The organism is Streptomyces parvulus (assembly GCF_014648855.1).
Lineage (GTDB): Bacteria > Actinomycetota > Actinomycetes > Streptomycetales > Streptomycetaceae > Streptomyces > Streptomyces parvulus.
On sequence record NZ_BMRX01000001.1, the window covers coordinates 86835 to 100628 of the forward strand.

Annotated in this window: 16 protein-coding genes and 1 tRNA gene; 8 read left to right on the forward strand and 9 right to left on the reverse strand. The window is 74.1% G+C overall.

The window, feature by feature from the left end:
* Positions 1-23: 23 nt before the first annotated feature.
* From IE108_RS00410 to rpmG, 5 genes are all read right to left on the reverse strand, one after another.
* Positions 24-293 (reverse strand): DUF397 domain-containing protein, encoded by a 270-nt coding sequence (locus IE108_RS00410; RefSeq protein WP_064729085.1) that lies wholly within the window; start codon positions 291-293, stop codon positions 24-26.
* A 315-nt stretch (positions 294-608) separates the two neighbouring features.
* On the reverse strand, positions 609-842 hold the full coding sequence (rpsR, locus tag IE108_RS00415; protein WP_064729084.1) for a 30S ribosomal protein S18: 234 nt from the start codon (positions 840-842) through the stop codon (positions 609-611).
* 3 nt (positions 843-845) lie between these two features.
* Entirely contained in the window at positions 846-2087 is a 1242-nt protein-coding gene (locus tag IE108_RS00420) for a GTP-binding protein (RefSeq protein WP_064729083.1), read from the reverse strand.
* Entirely contained in the window at positions 2084-2335 is a 252-nt protein-coding gene (locus tag IE108_RS00425) for a type B 50S ribosomal protein L31 (RefSeq protein ID WP_064729082.1), read from the reverse strand. The genes IE108_RS00420 and IE108_RS00425 overlap by 4 nt, the downstream gene beginning before the upstream one ends.
* Before the next feature lie 5 nt (positions 2336-2340).
* The gene (rpmG, locus tag IE108_RS00430) at positions 2341-2505 is read right to left on the reverse strand and encodes a 50S ribosomal protein L33 (RefSeq protein ID WP_044382365.1); all 165 of its coding nucleotides are present in this window, start codon (positions 2503-2505) and stop codon (positions 2341-2343) included.
* Between the two features lie 71 nt (positions 2506-2576).
* Here rpmG and rpmB point away from each other — a divergent pair, with 71 nt between their 5' ends.
* The 3 genes from rpmB to IE108_RS00445 all read left to right on the forward strand — a co-directional run bounded on the left by rpmB (position 2577) and on the right by IE108_RS00445 (position 3795).
* Entirely contained in the window at positions 2577-2813 is a 237-nt protein-coding gene (rpmB, locus tag IE108_RS00435; RefSeq protein ID WP_064731880.1) for a 50S ribosomal protein L28, read from the forward strand.
* Positions 2813-3118 (forward strand): 30S ribosomal protein S14, encoded by a 306-nt coding sequence (gene rpsN, locus IE108_RS00440; protein ID WP_064729081.1) that lies wholly within the window; start codon positions 2813-2815, stop codon positions 3116-3118. Before rpmB ends, rpsN begins: the two co-directional genes overlap by 1 nt.
* 191 nt (positions 3119-3309) lie before the next feature.
* The gene (locus tag IE108_RS00445) at positions 3310-3795 is read left to right on the forward strand and encodes a hypothetical protein (protein ID WP_064729080.1); all 486 of its coding nucleotides are present in this window, start codon (positions 3310-3312) and stop codon (positions 3793-3795) included.
* Between the two features lie 45 nt (positions 3796-3840).
* Here IE108_RS00445 and IE108_RS00450 read toward each other — a convergent pair whose 3' ends face one another.
* A complete protein-coding gene (locus IE108_RS00450; protein WP_064729079.1) occupies positions 3841-4992 on the reverse strand; it encodes a DUF2786 domain-containing protein in 1152 nt (383 codons plus the stop codon).
* Between the two features lie 101 nt (positions 4993-5093).
* Between IE108_RS00450 and IE108_RS00455 the strand changes: the two genes are divergently transcribed.
* From IE108_RS00455 to IE108_RS00465, 3 genes are all read left to right on the forward strand, one after another.
* Positions 5094-5726, forward strand: coding sequence for a LysE family translocator (locus tag IE108_RS00455; RefSeq protein WP_064731879.1), 633 nt, complete (start codon positions 5094-5096; stop codon positions 5724-5726).
* Between the two features lie 68 nt (positions 5727-5794).
* Entirely contained in the window at positions 5795-6550 is a 756-nt protein-coding gene (locus IE108_RS00460; protein ID WP_189397548.1) for a Clp protease N-terminal domain-containing protein, read from the forward strand.
* A 157-nt stretch (positions 6551-6707) separates the two neighbouring features.
* A complete protein-coding gene (locus IE108_RS00465; protein ID WP_064729077.1) occupies positions 6708-8399 on the forward strand; it encodes a bifunctional 3'-5' exonuclease/DNA polymerase in 1692 nt (563 codons plus the stop codon).
* A gap of 46 nt (positions 8400-8445) precedes the next feature.
* Here the strand turns inward: IE108_RS00465 and IE108_RS00470 are convergent, their stop codons facing one another.
* Positions 8446-10155, reverse strand: a complete 1710-nt coding sequence (locus tag IE108_RS00470) for an FUSC family protein (protein ID WP_189397549.1) — start codon at positions 10153-10155, stop codon at positions 8446-8448.
* A 61-nt stretch (positions 10156-10216) separates the two neighbouring features.
* On the opposite strand from IE108_RS00470, the gene IE108_RS00475 reads away from it, so the two are divergent.
* Both IE108_RS00475 and IE108_RS00480 read left to right on the forward strand, forming a co-directional pair.
* A complete protein-coding gene (locus IE108_RS00475) occupies positions 10217-10849 on the forward strand; it encodes a DUF1345 domain-containing protein (RefSeq protein WP_064729075.1) in 633 nt (210 codons plus the stop codon).
* Between the two features lie 126 nt (positions 10850-10975).
* Entirely contained in the window at positions 10976-11896 is a 921-nt protein-coding gene (locus tag IE108_RS00480) for a Dyp-type peroxidase (protein WP_064729074.1), read from the forward strand.
* Between the two features lie 53 nt (positions 11897-11949).
* Here the strand turns inward: IE108_RS00480 and IE108_RS00485 are convergent.
* Both IE108_RS00485 and IE108_RS00490 read right to left on the reverse strand, forming a co-directional pair.
* A tRNA-Thr gene (locus tag IE108_RS00485) sits at positions 11950-12023 on the reverse strand.
* Between the two features lie 104 nt (positions 12024-12127).
* On the reverse strand, positions 12128-13744 hold the full coding sequence (locus tag IE108_RS00490) for an alpha/beta hydrolase (RefSeq protein WP_064729073.1): 1617 nt from the start codon (positions 13742-13744) through the stop codon (positions 12128-12130).
* Positions 13745-13794 lie beyond the last annotated feature (50 nt).

Genomic DNA, 13794 nt, shown 5'->3' on the forward strand with positions numbered 1-13794 from the left:
TGTAGCCCGAGTGGTGCCCCGCGTCAGCTCGTGACCAGGTGGTCGAACTCGCCGTCCTTGACGCCGAGCAGCATCGCCTCGATCTCGGCGCGCGTGTAGACGAGCGCGGGCCCGTCGGGAAAGCGGGAGTTGCGCACCGCGACCGCGCCGTCCGGCAGCCGCGCGAACTCCACGCAGGACCCCTGCGAGTTGCTGTGCCTGCTCTTCTGCCAGGCTGCGTCGTGCAGCTGCGTGGCGGCCATGCCGTTGTACACGCGGGACACGCGGTCAACGTCGTACACGTCGTGGTCCACAGGTCGCTCCCCGGTGTGCACTGGCTGATGTGGCCATTGATGCAGTGGTCAACTGATCCGGATCATAACCCTGTTCACGTGCCGATGCATGAGCAAATGCACGTGCACGCGCGGTGTTCCCGCGGTTACAGCCTTGACGGCCGCTTTACCGAAAGCCCTTGCCCTCATGGACGCCCGAGGGAGAGAAGACGTTCCCCGTCTGCCCTCGAATTCCCAGAACAAGCGACAACAAGCAGACAACAAGCAACAGCGCCTGGGGCCCGCCCGGTTGGGCGGGCCCCAGGCGCTGTGCGGGGAAGTCGGACGCGGCGCAGGTCAGCGCGGTGCGTAGGGCAGCAGGGCCATCTCGCGCGCGTTTTTGATCGCCCGGGCCAGCCGCCGCTGCTGCTGGGACGTCACGCGGGTGACGCGGCGGCTGCGGATCTTCCCGCGGTCGGAGAGGAACTTCCGCAGCAGGTCGGTATCCTTGTAGTCGATGTGGGTCACGCCCGCCCTATCCAGCGGGTTGGGGCGCTTCCCGACGGGTTTGCGGTCGCTCTTGCGCGGCATGGATCAGACCTCCAGGAGGGTGTCGAAGCCGGACGGCAGCCGCTCCCAGGCGGCGCGCCCGGCGGCGTACTCGGCGTCGGTCAGCAGACAGGACTCCAGCACCCGGGCCAGGCCGTCGCGGTCGAGGCCGGGCGAGGTGAAGACCAGGTGCTGGCAGCGGTCACCGTGCTCGGGGTGCCAGTCCAGCGCGGCGGCGGCCCGGCGCACCGGCGGGACCAGGTCCCAGGCGGCGTCCGGCAGCGAGGCGAGCCACGGCCCCGCGCCCTCCACGCACAGCGCGCCGCCCGCGGCGTCCCAGTGGAGCAGCGTGTCCGCCTTGTCGGCCAGCCAGAACCGGCCCCGGCTGCGGGCGGCGGCGCAGGTCAGGTCCTCCAGCGCCGCGTACAGCCGCCCGGGGTGGAAGGGGCGGCGGCGGTGCCAGACCAGGGTGGTGACGCCGTGCGCGTCGGCCTCGGCGGGCAGCAGCGCGCAGGCCGGGTGCTGGGCGGCGGCCGCGGCCTCCACGTCGAACCCGGCGAGGGCGGCCCGCGCCAGCGCCGAGGGTCGGGCGGGCGCGGCCGGTGCGGCGGGCTCGGCAAGTGCTGCCGGTGCGGCCGGTGCGGCCGGTGCGGCGGTCGCGGCGCCGGGACCGACCGGGACCTTCAGCGCCGTGGGGTGCAGCTGGGCCAGCAGCTCGCGGTCCTCGTCGTCGGCCTCGGGCGAGCCGGGGAGGGACTCGGCCAGGGCCAGGACGGGGGCGTACTCCAGCTGCCGCGCGAAGGTGTCGGCGACGGTGCGCTGGTCGGTGGCGGCGGCGGCGAGGCCGCCCTCGGCGAGGTCGTCGCCGTTGCCGAGGTACGGCAGGACGAGGGCCGGGTCAACGGCGGTGATCACTCCGGTGACGGTGAAGCCGCCGGCCGTCACCACCTCCGCCATCGCCTTGGGCTCGACGGAGTCCCACAGCTCGACGACCGCCAGCGGGGTGCCGCCGGCCTCCGCGAGCCGGACCAGTTCGGGGACGAGGTCCTCGCGCAGCGCGCAGCACGCGCAGTCGTTGACCAGCGGAGCCTCGCCCGCGGAGAGGACGCCGGTGGCGTCCCGCACGGTGCGGACGACGGTGCCCGCGGTGGCCGTCGCCAGGTCGTGGTGGAGGACCACGCTGCCGGGCACGTCGGCCAGCAGCCGTGCCACCGTCGCCCGGCGGGCCTCGGCGTGCAGCCCGCCGACGATCACCACCGGCGGTCCGGGCCGCTCCGGGCCGTTCATGCCCCGTCCTTCCCGTACCGGCGCTCGAAGCGCTCGACGCGTCCGGCGGTGTCCAGGACGCGGGCGGTACCCGTGTAGAAGGGGTGGCTGACGTTCGAGGTCTCGACGTCGACGACGGGGTAGGTGCGGCCGTCCTCCCACTCGATGGTGCGCTCGGAGGTCATGGTCGAGCGGGTGAGGAAGGCGTGGTCCGCGGCCCGGTCGCGGAAGACGACGGGGCGGTAGTCGGGGTGGATGCCCTCGCGCATGACGGTCAGCGCTCCTCTCGGAAGTCGACGTGCCGGCCGGCCACCGGGTCGTACTTGCGCAGGGTCAGCCGGTCCGGGTCGTTGCGGCGGTTCTTGCGGGTGACGTAGGTGAAGCCGGTGCCGGCGGTGGACCGGAGCTTGATGACCGGCCGGAGTTCGTTGCGTGCCATGCTGGTATCTTACTGAAAATGAATTCCATTAACAGTTGCATCCGTCGTCCCTGAAGGAGAGGTACGTCACCGTGTCCGCCCACTGCATGCTGACCGGAGCCGGTCCCGGCTTCGGCAACCGCGTCTCCCACTCCCACCGGCGCACCTCGCGCCGCTTCGACCCCAACGTCCAGAGCAAGCGCTACTGGCTGCCGAGCGAGAGCAGGCACGTACGGCTGCGGCTGAGCGCGAGGGGGATCAGGACCGTCGACACGATCGGCGTGGAGGCGGCCGTGGCCCGCATCCGCGCGCGGGGAGTGAGGATCTGATGGCGAAGAAGAGCAAGATCGCGAAGAACGAGCGGCGGCGGGCGACCGTCGCGCGGTACGCGGCGCGCCGGGCCGAGCTGAAGGAGGTCCTCCGGCGGCCGTCCTCGACCGGGGCGGAACGGCTCGCCGCCCAGCGGGAACTGCGCCGGCAGCCGCGCGACGCGAGCCCCACGCGCGTGCGCAATCGCGACCAGGTGGACGGGCGCCCGCGCGGGTACCTCCGCACCTTCGGGCTGTCCCGGGTGAACCTGCGTGAACAGGCGCACGCCGGGCATCTGCCGGGGGTCCGCAAGTCGTCCTGGTAACTTGCGGCTGTCCTGAGGTCGTCCCGGGGTTGCGATGCCCTGGGCCGGCCCGGCCGTCCGGCTACAGCTTGGAGCTTCCCGTGACGTTGGAGACTGCGGAGAGTACGGCGAGCGCGGCGAGTACGGCAGGCAGCGATGCCCTTCCGCCGGGCGCCCGGGGGCCGCGTCCACGCGCGCGTGGGCGGCGGTCCGTGCGGGTCGCGGCCGTGGCCCTCGGGCTGGTGGGCACGCTGGCGCTGGCCGCGTGCACCGACGGCGGGGGCTCGGACGACGGCGACTCCGGCGGGGGCGGCGAGTCCTCGGCGGCGCCCGACGGGTCCGCGAGCACGGGCACGGGTGGCGGCGGCGGGTCGCCGTCCGCCGGCGAGCTGGAGGGCAGTTGGCTGGCCACCGCCGACGGCCAGGCCGTCGCGCTGATGGTGACCGGCGACAAGGCCGCCCTCTTCGCCACCGGCGGGACGGTGTGCAGCGGCACGGCCGGTGAGGACGCCGGCACCCGGATCGTCCGCCTCAAGTGCACCGACGGCAGCAAGGACCGGGCGTCCGGCACGGTCGGGTCGGTGGACGGCAAGACCCTCAAGATGGTCTGGGAGGGCGGCGTCGGCGAGGAGACGTACACCAAGTCGGAGGGCGGGTCGCTGCCGCCGGGCCTGCCGACGGAGGGCCTCGGCTCCTGACCCCGCCGCCTGCCCGCCGCGGCTCTTGGGGGCAGGCCCCGGTCGCTACCGCAGCGGTCGTCGGCGCCCGACCTCGGCGTCGTCGGCCGCGCGGGTGCCCTCCGTCCAGCCGGCCGCGTCACCGGCGCCGCGCAGCCGGGTCGTGGTCGTCTCGGGGAGCATGCGCTCCAGCCGGTCGGTGACCGCGACCTCGCGGGAGGCGAGCACCGGCAGCAGGTCCACGTCACCGGCGCCGCCGGCCTCCGCGGTGGCGGCCTCGGCGGCGGCCCGCAGCCGGGCGCCGGCGCGGTGGGCGTAGGCGGCGAGGAACGACTGGCGGAAGGTCTTGGTGCGCTTGCGCCCGCCCGCCCGCTGGACCGCCTCCGCCTTGGTCATCGCGGCCTCGGCCTGCACCAGCAGGGAGGTGTGGAGGAGTTCGACGGCCTCCAGGTCGGACTCGAAACCGACCACCGTGGAGAAGCCGAGGGCCTCGTTCCACACCGCCCGGCAGTGGTTCGCGTCGGCCACCGCGTCCAGCAGCACCGCCTTGGCCTGCTCGTAGGGCGCCTCGATCCCGATCCGGCAGGCGCCGGGGGTGTCCGGCGCGGGCGCGTGCGCCGACAGCAGCGCCTCGTCGACGCTGTGCCGGGCCATCAGCTCCTGCGCCTTGGCGCTCAGTGCCTCCGCCTCCTCCGGGTACCCGGTCGCCTCGGCCTTGGCGAGCAGCGCGCGGATCCTGGCCAGGGCGCGCGACTCGGGCCGCGCCTCCCGGGGGGTCCGCCGCCCGTTCTCTTCGGCGCCTCCCGTCTCCAGGGGTTCCAGGGTGGGCAGCCGCAGCAGCAGGCGGTACAGCTCCAGTACGGCGGTGGCGTGCGAGAAGCGGTCGGCGCGGGGTGCGGCGGATCCCTCCGGTACGGCGTCCAGCTGCGCCGCCCAGCGGGGGCCGCGCGGGCGGTCGTGCGGAGCCTGTGCGCGGATCAGCCGCGCGACCAGGCGCAGGTGTACGTCGTCCAGTTCGCGGCGGACGATGCGCACCAGGTCGGCGGGCTGCCACCCGCGCCGCCAGGCGGTCGCCACGAACTCCTCTCCGCGGCGGTCCAGTTCGGCGTCCGCGCCCGGGTCGGCCGCGAGCAGCGAGGCGGCGGTGTCGAGGGCGTGGTCGGCGGTGTCGTACAGGGCGGTCTCGAAGGCGCGGTCGACGGTGCGGGACGTACTCACACGGCGATCGTGCCATGGCCGCCCGGCGGGCCGGTCCGGCGCCCGTCTCAGTCCATGGAATTCGGGCGGGGGCGGGCCGCGCGGGGCGGACGATGGGGGCCATGGTGGACATGACTCTCTACGCGGCCTTCCTCGTCGCCGCCTTGGCGCTCTGTGTCACTCCGGGTCCCGACCTGATGTTCATCGTGGCGATGGGCGGGCGGGGCGGCCCGACGGCGGGCGTGATGGCCGCCTTCGGGGTGGCCTGCGCGATGCTCGTGCACGCCGTCGCCGCGGCCCTCGGGCTGTCGGCCCTCTTCACGACGCTGCCCACGCTGTACCACCTGCTGCGCTGGGCGGGGGCGGCGTATCTGCTGTACCTGGCGGTGAAGGCCTTCCGGGACCGTTCGGTACCGGGCGAGGGGGACGCGGCGGAACGGGGCACCGGGATGCGGCGGGCGTTCTGGCAGGGCGCGATCACCAACCTGCTCAACCCCAAGGTGATCCTCTTCAACGTGGCGTTCCTGCCGCAGTTCGTCGACCCCTCGCTCGGTCACGTGCCCGGACAGCTGCTTCTGCTCGGCGGCACGCTCGTGGTGATGGGCTTCCTGTGGGACGGCTTCGTGGGGCTGCTCTCCGGCCGACTCGCGGGTCTGCTCCGGCGCAGCGCCCGGCTGAACCGCTGGCTCAACATCGTCTCCGGCACGGTGTTCACCGGGCTCGCGGTGCGACTGGCGGTGGCGTCCCCGAAGTAGCCCGCGGCTCGCCCTTCACCTGTCAACCGAAGGTTGACACCCACGAGGGTGCAACCTACGGTTGACACATGGCGACGAATCCGAGCATCACGTCATCCGTACGACTCGACGAACTCATCGACGCGATCAAGAAGGTGCACCCGGAGCCGCTCGAACAGCTCCAGGACGCCGTCCTCGCGGGCGAGCACCTCGGCGAGGTGGCCGACCACCTCATCGGACACTTCGTGGACCAGGCCCGGCGTTCGGGCGCTTCGTGGACGGACATCGGCAGGAGCATGGGCGTCACCCGGCAGGCGGCCCAGAAGCGCTTCGTGCCCAAGGAGTCGGCCGACCTGGACCCGGACCAGGGCTTCAACCGCTTCACACCGCGCGCCCGGAACGCCGTGATGGCCGCCCACAACGAGGCGGTGGCCGCCGGTGCCACCGAGGGCCTGCCCGAACACCTCGTCCTCGGCCTGCTCACCGAACGCGACGCGCTGGCCGCCAAGGCGCTCATCGCCCAGGGCGTGGCCCTCGACGCGATCCGCGCGGCGGCCGCGGCGACGCTCCCGCCCGCCGCCGAAGACGTCCCGGAACTGGTCCCGTACGGCCCCGCCGCGAAGAAGGTCCTCGAACTCACCTTCCGCGAGGCCCTCCGCCTCGGCCACAACTACGTCGGCACGGAGCACATCCTCCTCGCCCTGCTGGAGCACGAGAACGGCGAGGGCGTGCTGAGCGGGCTCGGCGTCGGCAAGGATGCGGTCGAGCGGTACGTCACGGAGGCGCTGGCGCAGGTGCTGGAGGCGACGCGGGCGTCCGGGGAGCCGGACGCCGGGAAGGCCTAGGGGTCAGGGCCCGCGAACGCGGGCCGAAGCGGATGCCCGGGGTCCTGTGCGGCCCTGTGCCTCTGCGGCCCGGGCGGACGTTCTCTGCCACGGCGGACGCCTCGGCCGGGTGCCACTGGCCAGGGCCGTTGTCAGACCCGGCTGCGACACTCGCGACATGGCCGACCGGTGGGCACTCGCCGTGGCCGAGGACGGCGGCGTGGACGTCGCCCCCCTCGGCCCCGACGGGCTGCCCGCCGGACCGGTGCGGCGCGAGGCCGGCCCCGCCGAAGCGGTGCGGAGCAGGCCGGACGTCGCGCGCTGGGTGTGGCGGTCCACCGCCGAGGTCGCGCCGCGCCTGCTCGCCACGGGGGTGCGAGTCGAGCGGTGCTACGACATGGAGGCCGCCGAGACCCTCCTCCTTGGCCACGAGGGGCGGTACGGGGAGCCGCGTTCGGCCGCGGCCGCCCTGGCCCGGCTGCACGGCGGCCCCGTACCGGCCGATCCGCCGCAGCGCTCCGCCGAGCCGGGCGCGCAGTCCCCGCTGTTCGAGCCGCAGGCCGTCCACCTGCCCCTGGAGGACCTGCTCACCGTCTACGCCGAGCAGCAGCGCCGCCACGACCGGACCGCGCACCCCGACCGCATGCGGCTGCTGACGGCGGCGGAGTCGGCGGGCATGCTGGTGGCCGCCGAGATGAACCACGCGGGCCTCCCCTGGCGGGCCGACGTGCACCGGCAGGTGCTCCACGACCTGCTCGGCGACCGGTACGCGGGCGGCGGGGGGCCCCGCCGGCTGGCCGAGCTGGCCGACGAGGTCTCCACGGCCTTCGGCCGCCGGGTGCGGCCCGACCTGCCGGCCGACGTGGTCAGGGCGTTCGGGCAGGCGGGCGTCAAGGTCGGCTCCACCCGCCGCTGGGAGCTGGAGTCCGTCGACCATCCGGCGGTGAAGCCGCTGATCGAGTACAAGAAGCTGTACCGGATCTGGGTCGCCCACGGCTGGTCCTGGCTCCAGGACTGGGTGCGCGACGGAAGATTCCGCCCCGAGTTCCTGGCCGGCGGCACCGTCACCGGCCGCTGGGTGACCAACGGCGGGGGCGGACTCCAGATCCCCAAGGTGATCCGCCGCGCCGTCGTCGCCGACCCCGGGTGGCGGCTGGTCGTCGCGGACGCCGACCAGATGGAGCCCCGCGTGCTCGCGGCGATCTCCCGCGACCCCGGGCTGATGGAGGTGGCCGGCCGGGAGAGCGACCTCTACCAGTCGGTCTCCGACCGCGCCTTCTCCGGGGACCGCGCCCAGGCCAAGCTCGCCGTGCTCGGCGCGGTGTACGGGCAGACCTCCGGCGACGGCCTGAAGAACCTCGCCGCCCTCAGACGCCGCTTCCCGAAGGCCGTCTCGTACGTCGACGACGCGGCCCGGGCGGGCGAGGAGGGGCGCCTCGTCCGGACCTGGCTCGGGCGCACCTGCCCGCCGGCGGCCGGCGCGGCCGACGGTGCCGAGGAGGCGGGGCTGCCGCAGGACGAGCCCGCCGGCTCCTCGGACCGGCCGCAGGAGTGGGTGCCGGGCTACGCCTCCCGCGACGCCCGCGCGCGGGGCCGCTTCGCCCGCAACTTCGTCGTCCAGGGCAGCGCCGCCGACTGGGCCCTGCTGCTGCTCGCCGCGCTGCGGCAGGCCTGCGCGGACATGGCGGCCGAGCTGGTCTTCTTCCAGCACGACGAGGTGATCGTGCACTGTCCCGAGGAGGAGGCCGACGCGATCGTGGCCGCGATCCGGGAGTCGGCGGAGCTGGCGGGACGGCTGACCTTCGGACCGACGCCGGTGCGGTTCCCGTTCACCACGGCGGTGGTGGAGTGCTACGGGGACGCGAAGTGACCCCGCGTGGCGGTCCGTTCGGCGGCCGTCGGGCCTCGCGTCGCCGTCAGGCGCCGTGCTCCAGCCGGGCGAGCAGGTCGTACGCGTGCTGCTCGGCGGCCGCCGGCTCGGACGGGTCGATCTCGGCCGGCCACAGCTCGCCCGCCGCGGCGTCGTCGGCCTCCCGGAGTTCCACCACCGCCTCCGCCAGCCGAAGACCCACCACCGCGTCCGGCGGCCCGGCGGGGTGCACCAGGGCGTCCTCCGCACGGCCGGCGGCCGCCCGGCAGTGGTCCAGGGCGTGCCGTACCCGCGCCGTCGCCCGGTCGTGGACCACGAGGAGCGCGCAGAGCAGCCCGACGACGATGCCGATGACACTGCCCGACACCCGGTCGAGGATCAGCTCACCGGCGGGCGCGGGGGTGGCGAGGTCGCTCAGGAGCAGCGCGATCGGCGTGAGGAAGACGACGCCCAGCGCGTAGTTGCGGACCACGACGTACTCCAGCAGGAACTCCAGCGCCACGATCACCACGGTGAGGGCCACCGCCCCGGGCCGCGCGCCCAGGACGGCGAGCGCGAGCAGCAGACCCGCCGCGGTTCCCACCGTCCGCTGCACCGCGCGCTGGGCCGTGGTGCGGACGTTGACCGAGTGCAGCACCGCCGCGGCGGAGACGGCAGCCCAGTAGCCGTGCTCCAGGTGGAGCAGTACCGCCAGTCCGCCCGCCACCGCCGTGCCCAGGGCCATGCGCAGGGCGGGCACCGCGAGTACCGCCCGGCGGTGCGGTCCGCGCGGGTCCCCGACGAGCAGTTCCGCGGCGCGCAGCGCGTCGGCCGGGGCCCGCACGGAGGGTTCGTCCGCGACCGGACGCCGTGCTCCGCGACGCCGGGTGAGTGTCCGGGCCCGTTCACGCAGCCGCAGCGCCGCGCCGGTCCGTGCCCCGGGTGTCCACCGGGACGATCCGACCAGCGCGGTCCAGGCGGTGTCGACGAGGCGCAGGAGTCCCGGGTCGTGACGCGGGCCGGTGCGGCGGGCGGAGGTCGGTGGCGTCCGCCCGAGGCTCCGGTAGGCCTGGAGCACGGCGACGGTGGCCCCGTGCCGCGAGGACCGGGCAGCCCCGGCACCCGCCTCCAGCAGCCCGGCGACCTCGCGCAGGGCCGTCGCGACCGCGAGGCGCTGCGGCCGGTCGGGATGGACCAGACGGCCCAGCACCCCGAGCAGCCAGGCGAGCGCGCCCCCCGCGGCGGCGGCACCGGTATAGGGGAGCGCGTCGCCGGACGACGGCGTGGCCTGGGCGGCCACCGCGAACGAGAAGAGCACCATCACCGCGCCCAGCCCGCTCAGCCGCGTGAGATCGCAGACGAACTTCGCGGCTCCCGCCACCACGGCCGTGGCCGCCGCCACCACGAAGGCGCCGCCCGTGCTCTCCTCCGGCCGCAGCCAGGCCCCCAGCGCGGATCCGCCGGCCACGCACGCCGTCATGACCAGGGCGACCAGCGCGAGCACCCGGGCACGCCGGCCGTAGGGGAGGTTCCGCCCGAAGGTGGTCGTGAAGGAGCCGAGCACGGCGTACACGGCGAGGTCGGAACGGCCGGCCACCACCAGGGGCACGGCGACCAGGCCCGTCGCGAGGGCCGCCCGCAGCGCGAAGACGAAGGCCCCGTCCACCCGGTGCAGCGCGAGCACGCCGCGCGGTCGGAGCGCCCGCCGCGCCCCGGCGACCGCATGCCACCGGCCGCGCCTCGGCACGGAAGGGACGAAACGTCGCAAGGGCGGCATATGAGTTGTATACCTACCATCACCCGGCCGGGCACCGGCCACGAGACCGAGAGCGTGACACATGAGTTCCTGGCTGCCCCTGGACGCCGTGCCCCGACTGAGTGCGGCCGTGGCCCTCGGTGCCGTGGTGGGCGCGGCCGTGGGCCCGTTCACCGGGCCGGCCCTGGGCGCCCTGGCCGGCATCACCGCGACCGAGCTGGTCTTCGTCGTGGCCGGCTGGACGGTGCTGTGGCCGATGAACGCCTCCGCCACCCGGACCAACGCCCGGCGCGAGGACTTCCGGCCGGTCACCGACGAGATCGTCGTCGTGACGGTCGCGCTGTGCGGCCTGGTCGCCATCGTGCTGCTGCTCCTGCTGGACACGGCCGACACCGGACACGGCGGCGCGGCCACCGCGCTGTGCGGGGTGCTCATGGCGTGGGCGTCCCTGCACCTGATGTACGCGGCCAGGTACGCCTACCACTACTACGAGGCAGCGAGCGGCATCGACTTCAACTCGGACGACCCACCGGCGTACCGGGACTTCTTCTACTTCAGCTACAACCTCGGCATGACCTATCAGGTCTCCGACACCGACGTGTCCAGCTCGACGATCCGCGCGATCGCGCTGCGGCACTGCCTGCTCTCCTACCTCTTCGGCACCGGCGTCCTCGCCACGGCGATCAACCTCGTGGCGGGCCTGGTGACCTCCTGACGCGGCGCGGCCCGGCGCCGGCCGCCCGATGGCGTCCCCCCGGGCCCGAGGCGAGACTGGGAAGCAGCCCTGACGGCGGTGCCGCTACCGAGGCGCGTCGACCAAGCGGAGCGGGAGGCTCGCACGGTGGCCGAATCGCAGCACGTGCTCGCGCCGCCCGCGAAGGCGGCGGTGTTCCTCGTGTGCACCGTGTCGGCCGGGGGCGAGCAGCGGGTCCGCGGTCTGCTGGGGGGCCTGGCGGACCTGACCCGGTCGGTCGGGTACCGCGCCCCGGACGGCGGACTCAGCTGCGTGGCCGGCATCGGCTCAGCGGCCTGGGACCGGCTGTTCGACGGACCCGGGCCGCGCGGGCTGCACCCCTTCGCCCCCTTGACCGGCCCCCGGCACCAGGCGCCCGCCACTCCGGGTGACCTTCTCTTCCACGTACGGGCCGGCCGCATGGACCTCTGCTTCGAGCTGGCCCAGCTGATCGCCGGGCGGCTGCGGGGAGCCGTCGACGTGGTGGACGAGGTGCACGGCTTCAAGTCGTTCGACGAGCGCGACCTCCTCGGCTTCGTCGACGGCACGGCCAACCCGGTGGGAGAACGGGCCGCGCGAGCGGTCCTCGTGGGCGACGAGGATCCCGGCTTCACCGGCGGCAGCTACGTCGTGGTGCAGAAGTACCTGCACGACCTCACGGCCTGGAACGCCCTGAGCACCGAGGCGCAGGAGAACGTCGTGGGCCGCACCAAGCCCGACAACATCGAGCTGCCCGACGACGTCAAACCCGCGGACTCCCACGTCGCCCTGACCACCGTCAAGGACGAGGACGGCAACGAACGGAAGATCGTGCGCGACAACATGCCCTTCGGCCGCGTAGGGCAGGAGGAGTTCGGCACGTACTTCATCGGATACGCCCGCACGCCGGACGTCATCGAGCAGATGCTGCGCCACATGTTCCTGGGCGACCGGCCGGGCGTCCACGACCGCATCCTGGACTTCTCGAGGCCCGTGACGGGCTGCCTCTTCCACGCCCCGAGCGCGGACTTCCTCCAGCGCCTCACCTGACCCGCGACACACAGAGGCCCAGGTCAGACGATGTCTGCCCTGGGCCTTCTCAGAGCCGCCTTCGGGATTCGAACCCGAGACCTACGCATTACGAGTGCGTTGCTCTGGCCATCTGAGCTAAGGCGGCGCGCTGGGCACCATGGTGCGATCAGCAACGTCCGTAAGTCTACACAGTTCCCCGGGGTGCTTCGTACCCGCCCCGGAGGGGCGGGTTCCGGGGCGGTGGGGGGCCTACGAGCAGCGCTTGCCGTCCTCCGGGGCGGTGCCGCGGAGCAGGTAGGTGTTGATCGCGGAGTCGATGCAGGTGCTGCCGCGGCCGTACGCGGTGTGGCCGTCGCCCTCGTAGGTGAGGAGGCGGCCGGAGGCGAGCTGACCGGCCAGGGCCTCGGCCCAGCGGTACGGGGTGGCCGGGTCGCGGGTCGTGCCGACCACGACGATCGGGGTGGCGCCGGCGGCCGTGATGCGGTGCGGCTCGCCCGTGGCCCGCACCGGCCAGTACGCGCAGTTCAGCGAGGCCCAGGCGAGGCCCTCGCCGAAGACCGGCGACGCCTTCTCGAACTCGGGGACCGCGTCGCGCACCTCCTCCGGGGAGGAGAAGGCGGCCGGGAGGTCGAGGCAGTTCACGGCGGCGTTCGCGAACATCAGGTTGCTGTAGCCGCCGTCGGCCTCGCGCTCGTAGTAGCTGTCGGACAGGACCAGGAGACCGGCGCCGTCCTTCTCCTTCTTCGCCGAGGTCAGCGACTCGCGCAGCTGCTGCCAGGCGCCCTCGTCGTACATCGCGGCGATGACGCCCGTGGTGGCCAGGGACTCGGTCAGTTTGCGGCCGTCCGCGTCGCCGGTGGAGATCGGCTCGGCGTCCAGGTCGTCGAAGAAGGCCTTCAGGTTCTCGCCGGCCTTCCCGGGAGTGGTGCCCGGGCCGCCGAGGGGGCAGTCGGTGCGGCGTACGCAGTCCTTCGCGAAGGACTGGAAGGCGGTCTCGAAGCCCGCGGTCTGCTCCAGGTTCAGCCGGCGGGCGGGCAGGGAGGGGTCCATCGCCCCGTCCAGGACCAGGCGCCCGGTCCGGTCGGGGAAGAGCCCGGCGTAGGTCGCCCCGAGGAAGGTGCCGTACGAGGCTCCGACGTAGTTCAGCCGGTCGTCGCCCAGCGCCGCGCGCAGGACGTCCATGTCCCGGGCGGCCTCGACCGTCGAGACGTGGCGCAGCAGCTTCGGCGCGTCCGCCCCGCAGCCCTCGGCGAAGTCCTTGTACGCGCCGACCAGCTCGTCCGTCTCACCCTGGTCGTCCGGGGTGACGTCGGTCCGCGTGTACGCGTCCATCTCGCGGCCGTCCAGGCACTCGACGGGCTCGCTGCGGGCCACGCCCCGCGGGTCGACCGCGACCATGTCGTACTGGGCGCGGACCTCCTCCGGGTAGCCGATGCCCGCGTACTGCTGGAGGTACCCGACGGCGGAGCCGCCCGGGCCGCCCGGGTTGACGAGGAGCGAGCCGAGGCGCTTGCCGGGGCCAGTGGACTTCTTGCGGGCCACGGCGAGGCGCACGTCGCCCTCGGTGGGCTTGGCGTAGTCGAGCGGGGCCTTCATGGTGGCGCACTGGAAGCCGGGGACACCGCAGTCGCGCCAGGCGAGCTTCTGCTCGTAGTACGGCGACAGCTCGGCGGGCGTGGCCTTCGGCAGCGGGGCCAGGGACGCCGTCGCCGCCTCCGTCGAGCCTGCCGCCTCCGCCTCCGATCCGGCGGACGTGGACGCGCCCCCGGCCGAGCAGGCGGTGGCGAGCAGCGCGGCGGCGAGGAGCGTGGCTCGGATCCGGGTGCCGCCGGTGCGGGTCCTGCGGTGCGTGCGCCTTGTGTGCATTGAGCGAGCGTAACTCTCCGCGATGAGGTGGAAGCGGTGCGTGGTTCCCG